Genomic DNA, 10,982 nt, shown 5'->3' on the forward strand with positions numbered 1-10,982 from the left:
CGTCAAGATAGCGCTGATAACCGCTTTTGCAGTCGAGAAAAAAGAGCTCGACTTTCTGCTCCCGACGCTGGGGGTTGACGCGTTCATCACAAAGCCGATATCGTTACCGAGGCTGGTCGAGCTCTTGCAGGGCCTGCTTGCAATAGGCGACACGATGGCCAAAAAAGAGGTCCGCGTCAAGCCTGCCCGGCAAGAGGACAAGCGCACGGTGCTGATATGCGACGAGGAAGAAGAGATACTGAGCATCTACAGCAAGGCATTCTACATAAAATACAACGTCGTCACGGCAAGGTCGGGCCATGAGTGCATTGAAAAGTACATAGAGCATGCGACAAAGGACCAAAAGATAGACCTGCTGCTGGTCGACTATGGCCTGGCGGACATGTCCGGGAGCCAGGTGGCAGAGAGGATAAAAGAGCTCGGCGGTGCGCCTGTCATCCTGATCAGCTCGTACGAGCTTGACCCGGGGCTGGTCAACGACCTGAAGGAGAGAAAGTGCATCGAGTTTGCGCTGAGAAAGCCGATAAGCATCAGCTCGCTCTTTAAAGAAATAGACTCGGCAATGTCGTGACTATTTTTCGACGATGTACTCGTCGACTTCCATCCCAAAGTGCCTGCCCGAAGCCGGCTTGGCAAACCCGAGCACCTCGTCGCCTGCCTGGACTTCAGTCACTGATAAGAGCTTGCCGTCCGGCTTTACCAGCCTTATCGTCTCGGCGTTCTGCAAGATTACAGTTCCTCGCTCGCCGCCAGCCTCTCCGCGCAAGAGCAGGAGGGGCCGGGTCTCTATCTTGGACCTGCCGACAGTCGCCCGGCGTGCCTGGCCCTCCCTGTTCACTATCCAGACCTCTGTCCCCGATTCGAGCTCTGACAGGTAGCGCGTGTTGCCGTCCGGCGTTATCGTGTAGCAGTATACTGCGCCGGCGTTCACCCGAAACGGCCTTGGCGACGTGAAAGACGAGCCTACCGACTCGTTATGGACAAGGAGCATGAAATTCGACCTGCTGCCGATGAGCATCCCCTCGCCCATCCCCATCATTGACGCAGTGTCGACGCATACTCGCTCGCCAGTGCCCACGTCTCTCACTTCGATTATCTTGACAGGCTTTATCGAAAAGTGCTGAGTGGACAGCTGCTGGCTCGCCTTTTCCACTTCTTCAATGCTGTCTGTCGACAGTATGACGCCGTCGACGCCAAGTTCCAGCACCGCAAACATGGTCGCTACCTCTTTTGAACTGGACGCAGTGGTGTAGACCTTGGTCTTTGACCTGTGCAGCTTGGCGATGATGTTTTCCAGCGGGATTATCTTCCAGTCGTTTGCGTCGACTATGATAAACGACGCGCCTGCCTGCGACGCCTTTTCGATCTCGTCGACGTCGGCGTTGCTCAGCACCTTTTTAAAGTAGCCAAACGGCTTGCCTGATTGCTTTGCAGCCTTCATCTGGTCAAACGTCTTGCAGATGACATAGTCTGCGTCGGGCGACTCGAATATGGTCTTGAACTTGCCTGCCGCCACCTTGGGCTCGACGTTCAGAATGGTCACGCCCTTTAGTTTTGAAATGAATTTTTCAAGGCCGGCCTTTGGCACCGTCGGCCTCACTATCAGGTCGCGGCTCTTTGGGTCAGTCAAGTTGCTTTGCAGCCTCTTTGGCGCTATTGCCTTCAAACATAACCTTGTGCAGCGCCCTGACCATCGCCGGCGGGTTCTTGTGCTGAAAGATGTTCCTGCCAAACGTCACGCCCTTGGCTCCCGCCTTCATGGCGCCCGCGCACATTTCAAGTATCTCAAGGTCCGTGGTCGCCTTTGGCCCGCCTGCGATGACAATCGGCACCGGGACGCTCTTTACGACTTTTCTAAACGATTCCACGTCGCCGGTATAAACTGCCTTGACAATGTCGGCGCCAGCCTCCGCCCCGATACGGGCAGCGTGCGCCACTATCTCCGGGTCGTGAGGGTTTTTGATCCCCTCTCCGCGAGGGTACATCATGGCGACTAGGGGAACGCTCCACTCGTCGCACTTGTCAGAGATCATGCCCAGCTTTTGCAGCATCTCCGGCTCCTCCTTGGCGCCAATGTTGATGTGCAGCGAAACGGCGTCCGCGCCGAGCCGGAGCGCCTCTTCGACGCTTCCCATAAGCATCTTTCTGTTGGGAGCCGGGCCAAGCGACGTGCTGCCGGAAAAATGTGCAATGAGGCCGACGCTGGTCGGCCTCGGCATAGTCTTGATTATCCCCTTGTTGACAAGGACGCATGTAAGGCCCGCGCCTTCGCACTGGTAGATCATCCCGTGGGCGTCTTCAAGCCCGCGGATGGGGCCGTTGCTGATGCCGTGGTCCATCGGTATGCACAGCATCTTGCCGTCCTTTAGTATCCTGCTGAGCCTTACATCTCTGCCAAACACCATTGGTATAAAGTTGAATCTTGGAGCCCTACTTAAAAGTGATACTGGGGGGCAGCCGATAGTAAAATGGCGCGCAAGTTTTTTAGACGCAGCGCCCAAGAATCATTGTGGGCTATGAGCCGGGCGGCGGGATGTTTGAAAAGACATCGGGCAAGACACTTGCCATCCTGTTCGGCCTCGCATTCTTTGGCGCGTTCATGGTGCTCCAGGTGATATGGGGCTTTCCAATCCTTGATCTTTTCGTGAAAAAGACGGTGACTGAAGACGCGAAAATAGCCATCAAGGACGGAAAAGTCTGCATAGTCGAAACCTCTGACCGCACGCCGCGCAGGATAGAGGATTGCCCCTACAGCGCCGGCGACCTTGTCACGGTGACTTATAACGAGGGCAGGGCGGGCATAGAGTCGCACCGGCCCCGCGAGTAACTCAGGTTGCGCGGTCGGCCAGGCGCGCCGCAGGCGGGTCGCTTACCAGCCCGAGGAACGCCTTCATGTTCTCAGCCTCGCCCCTCTTGTCCTCGATCGGCGTCTCCATTATTATCGGCAGGCCGGCTATGGCCTTGTGGCGCACAAACGCCGCCAGGCCGGGGGCGCCGATGCTGCCAAGGCCGATGTGCTCGTGCCGGTCGAGGTTTGAGCCAAGCGGGCCTTTCGAATCGTTGAGGTGCACGACCTTTAGCCGGCCAAGCCCTACCGCCCTGTCAAATGAGCCCAGCACCTTTTCGACCGATTCTGGCGTGCGCAGGTCGTGGCCAGCTGCGAACAGGTGGCAGGTGTCAAGGCAGACCTCCGCATTGCCTATCCTGTCAAGTATAGTCCCCATCTCTTCAAACTGCGACCCGACGCTGTTCTTTTGCCCCGCGCTGTTTTCTAGGAGTATCGTCACGCCGTTTTTCATCCGGTCCCTTGCAGTGTTGACCGCGCCGGCCAGCTGGTCGATGCCGCTCTTTGCACCCTTGCCCATGTGGCTCCCAAGGTGGATGACGAGGTATGGTATGCCAAGGTCGCCGCAGCGGCCGATCTCCCCTGCCAGAGTGTCAACAGACTTCTCATACGACTCGCCCGGCGGCCCGGACAGGTTCGGGAGGTACGGCATGTGCACCACCGTCGCGTTCCTGTCGATGCCGCTTGCCGCCATCTTGCCCTTGAAGAGCGATATGTCGTCTGCACTCAGCGGCTTGGCTGCCCAGCCGCGGGGGTTGCGGCTGAATATCTGGAACGCGCTGCAGCCTATGCCCTTTGCGTTGTCCACGGAATTTGAAATGCCGCCTGAAATCGAGACGTGAAAGCCCACCTTGTAGCCGGCGTTCATGGTGCAGAGCAAGCTGCGGCGGTTACTAAAAGTTATTGCGATGGCGTTTTATTGAAGTTCAGCGGACGTTACTTGCTTGCCCATACGACTGGGGACTGGCGACCTTGCCAGGTACCCCTTCCTCAACGAGGCCGGCGAGTACCTGCGCCAATCAGGATTTGGCTGGGAGGAGCTCGACAGGCCCGACATGAAGGACATCATCGAGCGCGCCGCAGACCGGATAAGGACCGGCGTCGACGGCAGGGTCTATGACAAGCTTGACCGATATGAAACGGAGATAATCACCTTTCTGGTCACGCTGATAATGGTAAAGTCGATAGGGATGGAGCCGGCCCTGAAAAAATACGCGTTAGCAGAGGCAAGGCGGGCGGAAAAGTTCCTGACAGAGGACCTGAAAAAGCAGAACGAGGCTCAGAAAAGGGCCCTGTTTGAAAAAATATTCTACGACCTTTTCGGCCTTGCGATAGACGTGACTGAGGACGGCAGGCTGTTCAAGGTCAAGGCCACAGACTACCTTATGCGCTCGTCGCATTTCCACGAGCAGGAATGGAAGATGATAAACCGGCTAGTCAGCAAGGGCCATGTCTATCTGGACGCCGACGAGACGGTCAGGCTCGTAAGGAGCGAGCTTGCGGTGCTCATCACAAGCCGCGTGCACGCCATGAGCCTGCCGGCGCTGCCGACGGCAATCAAGGATAAGGCAGAGGAGCTGCGCACCGCGCTCGCCCCGCGGTACGAGTACCGCGCGCATGCCGTGACTGAATACCCGCCGTGCATAAAGCACGCGCTTGAAGTCATGGGCAGGGGCGAGAACCTTCCCCACTCGGCGCGCCTGATGCTTGCCACCTACATGCTTGCGATAGGCAAGAGCAACGACGAGATAGTAGAGATGTTCAAGAGCGCGCCGGATTACAACGAGCGCATAACCCGCTACCAGGTCGAGCACCTGGCAGGGACAAAGGGCAGCAGGACGAAATATTCAGTGCCGTCGTGCGACAAGTTGCGCACTGAAAACCTCTGCTTTGCGACTTCCGACTGCGCCGGCATCATAAACCCAATCCAGTTTGGGAGGCGCAGAAAGTGAGCCGAAACGCCGAAGTGATCAGGTCCGCGTTCAGGGAATATTATTTCAAGCAAAAATCGATACATGCACCGGCTGCCATCGACCAGCGCGAGTTTGGCTATTCGCAGTTTGGGATGCACGGCATGGTGCGCCACCTTTCATTCAAGAGCATCGGCGAGCTGATCGCGACGCTGGTGAAAGAAGTTCCGTCTGACGTCTATTGCTCCAACGCGCTGTACCGCTTTCCGACCCTTCCAATGCAGGAAAAGCAGTGGCTAGGGGCGGACCTCATCTTTGACATCGACGGCAAGGACCTCGGCCTGCCATGCGTCCCGTTGCATTCCTATGCTGTCTGCGCAGCGTGCGGCCACGCGTCGCCGCCTGACGACGGAGAATATTCCTGCAGCGCGTGCGGCGGAAAAAAGGCCGACCATGTCTCCATACCGTGCAGCAAGTGCATCGACGGGTCGAAAAAAGAGGCAAAGCGGCTGATCGATTTTATGACCGAAGACCTGGGCGTCGAGCGGCAAAACATCGACGCATATTTTTCCGGCAACAACGGCTTTCACTTTCACGTGCGCGACGACTCGTACCGGCCCCTTGACTCGCAGGCAAGGTCCGACCTCGTCGGCTATATCGCCGGCGTCGGCCTCCTTGCAGAGAGCGTCGGCGTGCGCAAGGCCCAGGGAGGCGACGACGTGTTTGTCAAGTTCCCAAAGAGCGGCCTTGCCCTTGGGTGGAGGAAAAAAGTCGCCGACAAACTAAAGATCGACTCTGCGTCGATAATCAAGCTGGGCAACATTGCAAAAGAAAAGGGCGGCTATGCAGGGTTCAAGGCAGAGCTTGACAAGATGACAAGGGAGATGGGCGCAAGGATAGACCCGCAGGTGACGACAGACGTGCACAGGGTATTCAGGATGCCCGGAACGATAAACAGCAAGAGCGGCCTTGCCAAGATAAAGTGCGACGAACTGGACTCGTTTGACCCGTTCACGGACGCGTGCCTGCTCGGCTCTGCAAAGGTAAAGGTAAAGATGAAGACGCAAGTAAAGTTCAAGCTAAAGGGCGAGTCCTACAACCTGTCAAAAGAATCCGCCGAGCTCCCGGCGTACGCCGCTGTCTACCTGATCTGCAAGGGACTGGCAGATTCAGCATGATCTTAAATACTAGTGCGCCGCATGGCAGAATCGTGGCAACCACAAAAAAGTCAACCAAAACCGCAAAGAAAAAGTCGGCAAAGAAGAAGTCGAAATAAAAACATCCTGGCGCAGCATTCTGCGAAAACAGGATGCTGGCAGCCAGATGCAAAAACGCATTTTAAGAAATGTATCCCTGAAACGGGCTCTGCGTTATTTTGAAAGATAACTTCGCACTTTTTAATAACATATTAAGAGCTTCCGCGTAGCTCTTGTGATTGTGGGACAGCTATAGCGAGGACGGGGCACCCCGCTCAGACATTGGCAGGATAGTCAAGATAACAATCCTCGCTGCAATGGGCGTCGTAATCTTTGTAGTGGCGGGCAACCAGTCAGTCAACCTCCTCCTCAACGCCTCCGAGTTTGGTGGCGTCTATACAAAAACGCTCTATTACTCGGCCACCTCCGGCTTGATCCTGGCTGCAGTGTCCCTTGTGCGCGTCAACTTTATCTCGCGCCACTCTATCGTCTGGTACGGCATTTCAGTTGTCACGGGCTTTCTCCGAAGGGGAGACTTTGAGGCCCGCGCTAGGCCTGCCAGGTATTCCGAGTTCAAGATGAGCCCGACAAGCTTTGGGATGTGGCAGGTGACCAAAGTAGTGCTCCTGGCGCCCCTTTTCAGCAGCCTGGTGTTTGGCATGGCAATCCAGCACATGGCAGCCGGCGGCGACATTGGCATCGGCTCCATCGGCAGGGTCTTTGGCCTCCCGTTTGCAGAAGTTCCGGCAGACGGCGCGTTTGCGCAAGAAAACGTGATTCCTGCAATACCGGCCCTTTCAATCCTGGTCCCGCCCCTCCTTGGTGCCGTGAGCATCAGGCTCTTGCTGTACGTAGGCGTTTCCGGCGCGGTGAACATTGTGTCGCAGTACGTGCTTGACGCCGGCGAGCGCAAGCCGAAATTCCTGTCCTACATCTCTACGGTCGAGATAATCGTCGGCGCCGCCATATTCTGGGCGGGCTTTACGATATTCTTTAGCTCTGCAATCGACTTTAACACGAAATACCTGATTGCAGGGGCGCTAGTCCTTGGCGCGGCGTTTGTGGGCTATGGCTTTTTTGACAAGAGGCGCGCCAGGGTGATAATCTATCCCACCCGGCGCCACATGTACGCCCGGCTCGTCACGGCAGTCGCCGTGGTCGCAATCGTCGGCTCGCTTGTAGTCATCAACGCCAGCATTGCGGAGGCAAAAAAGGTCGAATACAAGGGCCCGTACAACTCGCAGGAAATCGCGGTCAACCGCGACATGGCCGAGCTTGACAGGATAAAGATAGTCAACTATGACGTCAAGCCGCCGTCAATCTCGCCCTCGGCCATACGCGGCATCGTGGACGAAAACCGCGAGACGCTTGGCAACATCCGGCTCTGGGACCAGGAGACGTCAACTCAGAAACTAAAGCCCGAGCTAGGGCAGCGAAACGACATCAGCTTTTCAGACACCGACACGCTGAGGTTCGGAGGCACGATGTACTGGACTGGCAGCACCGCGCCCATGCTCCCGGATAGCCTTGCCAGGGGCAACGAGTGGTTCAACCAGCACCTCGTCTACACCCACGCAAACCCGGGTTTCAAGATGCTCGAAGCCGACACTGGCAACATCGTCGACGAGGGCAAGTTCTTTGCGCAAAAGAGGATCTATTACGGCGAGAGCACGGACAACAGCCTGTTTTCCAGTTACTGGTCCGCGTACCCGGTCGGGAGAGAGACGAGCGACGAGATAGACCAGTTCTTTTACAACGGCACTGGCGGCATCGACGTCGCCCCGCCCGTGAGCTGGATGTTCGAGCCCACCTTCATGCTTTCATATCCGGATACGCCGATACACGTCATGCGCTACAAGGACATCCACGACAGGATGGACCTCCTCTACCCGTATTTCGTGTACGACTTTGCCATAACCGACGCCAGTACTCCAACGTTCCACAAGACCGGCGTCATACCGGTAAGCGACGGCAAGAACACGTACTGGCTGATGCCCCTGATAGTCGCCCTTGACACCTCCCACGTGCCGTGGGGCGCGCCTTTCATGCTGAAGCTAGTCGGCTATTCGCTCATCGACACGTACAACGGCGACGTGCAGGTGATAGTGACTGGGGACGACCCGTTCTCCGAGATGTTTTACAGCCAGTACAGCGAGCTAGGCGCCACGAGGAAGGTGCCAGAGTGGCTCTCTGAGCAGATCCGCTATCCCGAAGAGATGCTCATCTGGAAGATTGCAAAGTTCAACAAGTACCACGTGACTGACCCCAAGACGTTCATCGAGGCGCGCCAGTTCTACGACATACCACAGGACTCGGCAAAGGACATCGCTCCTTACTACATCATAACAAAGCCGCAGGGCTTTTCCGAGCCGGCCTTTGTCGGGTTCCAGTCCCTCGAGCTTGCCGGCTCGCAGACGCGCAACCTAGTGGGATACATGATAGTTGAAAACGACCAGGAAAACCTCGGCGAGATGACGTTCTATTCTGTCCCGCTGGACTCGCCGACAAAACTGATAGGCCCTACTGCCGCAAGGGAGGCGCTTGAAAAGGACAGGGAATACAAGAACATCAAGACGCTCCTGCAGGGCACCCCCAAGGTGGGCGAGAACATACTCTACAAGATAGGCGACCAGGAAGTCTACTTTATCCCGGTATACACGTCGGGCAATTCAGGAGGCGTCGTGTCGCAGATAGGCACGATAGCGGCCGTGGGCGCGTCGGTCACCGGCACGTTCTACGTCGGCCTCGGAGACACACCTGTCGACGCGTTTGAGAACTATTTAGCCAAGTCTGCCGGCGAGGAGCCGACAAGCCCGCCCACCGGCGAGCCCCAGGGCAGTTTTGACGTCCAGGACAGGATAGACGCGATAGAGAAGGTGTTTGCAGATGCAGGGCTGCAGGTCGTAAAGCCTACCGCGATATCGGCGCCGGTCGAGTTCAAGGAAGCAGATGCAAAGTACGTCTCTGAAGCTGATTTCGAGGCTGCGCAGCAAGCCGTAAGCGAGTTTGCGGCAGAGTTTGCGCCGGACGGAGGCAGAGTGTTTGAGTGGCAAAAGGACAACAGGGTGAACTTTGGCGTGCTGGTGTCAGTCGACGGCGTGGTCGAGAACCACTATTTGTCGATAGAGGTCAGCTGACCGTTGGCCCTAGTGATTGACAACCTCTCGCCTTTCACGCCGGACATACTCGCCTGCCTCGACAAGCTGCAAGTCCCTTACACATACAGGAAATATTCCGACTTTACGCGCTCAGACCTTGACAGTTGCGACAGAGTCATTCTGTCTGGCAGGAAAAGAAACGACCCGGCGATAAACGCGGCCAACTCGAATGCGATAAGGCACTGCCACGACCGGGGTGTCCCCCTGCTCGGGATATGCTACGGCGCCGAGATAATCGCGCTGACACTGGGAGGCTCTATACGCAGGATGCCCCGGCCTGTGCAGGGCCAGATATCGATATCGCAGGTAAAGCCAAACCCGCTCACCGACGGCAAGGAAGCGATCTCTGTCTACGAGAGCCACGGCTTTTGCGTCGCAAGGCTCCCGCCTGATTTTGAAAGGCTCGCAGGGTCGCAGTATTCAGAATACGAGATATTTGCCCACAATGAGAAAAAGATCTTTGGCACCCAGTTCCACCCTGAAAGGAGCGGCAGGGACGGGCTGGACCTCATTGCAAGTTTCTCGAGATTGTAAGATTTATTTGCCCTCGCAGGCGCAGCAGGGCAGTTGGAGTCGTCCCAGCCGGATCATTTCGTCACGCTGCCGCTCGTAAGCAAGAGCGACGAGAGCGCGCGCCTTCCGCTTGCCATCAACGTCGTGGCCAAGTACTGGGGCGAGGACCTTAAGGATCAGGGCCCGGCTTCAAGGGCAACGGTGCTCATTGACGGAATAGAGCTTGCAGAAAAGCGCGGCCTTGCATGCTACATCTACAAAGGATCGCTCAAAGACCTGAAAAAGAGGATTGATCAGGGAATCCCGCCGATAGTGATAACGCCCGGAATACAGGACGTCGCGCAGCACGCGACTGTCGTGTCAGGATACGACGTCGAGGAGCGCAGGATACTGACGTACGTGCCGGAGCCGGACACGGTCGGCGCGGTGCCGGAGCAAAAGTTCGAGCAGGACTGGGAGCAGGACGACATGACGACGATCGTGCTGATGCCGGCAGACATGAAGGACCTGCTGAAAAACGACGAGCTGAAATTTGTAAAGTCAAACAGGATCTGCTTTGAGGCAGAGCGCCTGCGGCAGGGGGGCAAGGCAGGCGAGGCGACGGAGAAATTGTACGAAGCCACAGAACTGGACCCGGAAAACGCGAGTGCGTGGTCGCAGCTGGGCGGCATCTACAACGAGCACGGCTCGGATAAGGCAGTCGCGTGCTACGAAAAGGCGATAAAACTGAACCCAAAATACTACCTTGCATACCGGGGCCTTGGCAACTATTACCTCAAAAAGAAGGACCACTCACTTGCCGAGGCGTATTATACAAAGGCAGTCGGGATCAACGCCGCGCGCTTTGGGCCGATATACAAAAACCGCGCCGTGGCAAGGATGCAACTTGGCAACGACGCCGGCGCCAGGGAAGACCTGGTAAAATACCTGGAGCAGACGCCCGGCGCGCAGGACAAAAAAGCAATAGAGGACGCTATTTCCCAGCTGTGACTTCGGAGTAGATCTCCACCCGCGGCGGCCCCTGCGCCAGGTCCTTAATCCGGGCCGGCAGCGACTCGATGTGGGGTGTCTTCAGGTGCTCGTCGAGCGCGCTTTTCGAGACCCAGATCTCGTCAAACATAAAGACGCCGGGGTTGCCGTCCATCCTGTGCAACACGTATGAAATGTTGCCCGGCTCGCCCCGGGTCGGGCCGACGAGGCCAAGCAGCACTTTTTCAAGATCGCCGGCGCGCCCCGGCGCTGCCTTGAAAAAGGCAAGCACGCGTATGGCGTCGACGGTCCTTGCCTTGAATTTTTCAACGTCGGTAGTTTCCACGCCACTCACGCTGCCATCGGCCTGTTCATCAGGGCAGAGACTGCC

General features: G+C 56.9%; 11 protein-coding genes. 7 read left to right on the plus strand and 4 right to left on the minus strand.

Annotated elements, in window-relative coordinates; all coding sequences use genetic code 11:
- Positions 1-571: response regulator (locus ACREAY_RS06350; RefSeq protein ID WP_431754923.1), on the plus strand; the 571-nt coding region annotated here is incomplete at its 5' end.
- Here the strand turns inward: ACREAY_RS06350 and ACREAY_RS06355 are convergent.
- Positions 572-1,630, minus strand: coding sequence for a 3-dehydroquinate synthase II (locus ACREAY_RS06355; RefSeq protein WP_431754924.1), 1,059 nt, complete (start codon positions 1,628-1,630; stop codon positions 572-574).
- Positions 1,623-2,405 carry a 2-amino-3,7-dideoxy-D-threo-hept-6-ulosonate synthase gene (locus ACREAY_RS06360; protein ID WP_431754925.1) on the minus strand — a complete coding sequence of 261 codons (783 nt, stop codon included), beginning with the start codon at positions 2,403-2,405 and terminating at the stop codon, positions 1,623-1,625. The genes ACREAY_RS06355 and ACREAY_RS06360 overlap by 8 nt, the downstream gene beginning before the upstream one ends.
- A 104-nt stretch (positions 2,406-2,509) precedes the next feature.
- Between ACREAY_RS06360 and ACREAY_RS06365 the strand changes: the two genes are divergently transcribed.
- Entirely contained in the window at positions 2,510-2,827 is a 318-nt protein-coding gene (locus ACREAY_RS06365) for a hypothetical protein (protein ID WP_431754926.1), read from the plus strand.
- 1 nt (position 2,828) lies between these two features.
- On the opposite strand, the gene ACREAY_RS06370 is transcribed toward ACREAY_RS06365, so the two are convergent.
- Positions 2,829-3,713, minus strand: a complete 885-nt coding sequence (locus ACREAY_RS06370; RefSeq protein WP_431754927.1) for a deoxyribonuclease IV — start codon at positions 3,711-3,713, stop codon at positions 2,829-2,831.
- A gap of 76 nt (positions 3,714-3,789) precedes the next feature.
- On the opposite strand from ACREAY_RS06370, the gene ACREAY_RS06375 reads away from it, so the two are divergent.
- The 5 genes from ACREAY_RS06375 (at position 3,790) to ACREAY_RS06395 (ending at position 10,612) form a co-directional block, all read left to right on the plus strand.
- Positions 3,790-4,797, plus strand: coding sequence for a DNA primase (locus ACREAY_RS06375; RefSeq protein ID WP_431754928.1), 1,008 nt, complete (start codon positions 3,790-3,792; stop codon positions 4,795-4,797).
- On the plus strand, positions 4,794-5,933 hold the full coding sequence (locus ACREAY_RS06380; RefSeq protein WP_431754929.1) for a DNA primase small subunit domain-containing protein: 1,140 nt from the start codon (positions 4,794-4,796) through the stop codon (positions 5,931-5,933). The genes ACREAY_RS06375 and ACREAY_RS06380 overlap by 4 nt, the downstream gene beginning before the upstream one ends.
- A 257-nt stretch (positions 5,934-6,190) precedes the next feature.
- Complete coding sequence (locus ACREAY_RS06385) at positions 6,191-9,088, plus strand: UPF0182 family protein (RefSeq protein WP_431754930.1); 2,898 nt, start codon at positions 6,191-6,193, stop codon at positions 9,086-9,088.
- A 12-nt stretch (positions 9,089-9,100) separates the two neighbouring features.
- Positions 9,101-9,643, plus strand: a complete 543-nt coding sequence (locus tag ACREAY_RS06390; protein WP_431754933.1) for a type 1 glutamine amidotransferase — start codon at positions 9,101-9,103, stop codon at positions 9,641-9,643.
- Positions 9,644-9,676: 33 nt separating this feature from the next.
- Complete coding sequence (locus ACREAY_RS06395) at positions 9,677-10,612, plus strand: tetratricopeptide repeat protein (protein WP_431754931.1); 936 nt, start codon at positions 9,677-9,679, stop codon at positions 10,610-10,612.
- On the opposite strand, the gene ACREAY_RS06400 is transcribed toward ACREAY_RS06395, so the two are convergent.
- The coding region (locus ACREAY_RS06400) for a putative quinol monooxygenase (protein ID WP_431754932.1) at positions 10,596-10,982 on the minus strand (387 nt) is incomplete at its 5' end. The two genes, ACREAY_RS06395 and ACREAY_RS06400, sit on opposite strands and share 17 nt — an antisense overlap.

This window comes from Nitrososphaera sp., from assembly GCF_050748925.1.
In the GTDB taxonomy this organism is placed as follows: Archaea; Thermoproteota; Nitrososphaeria; order Nitrososphaerales; family Nitrososphaeraceae; genus Nitrososphaera.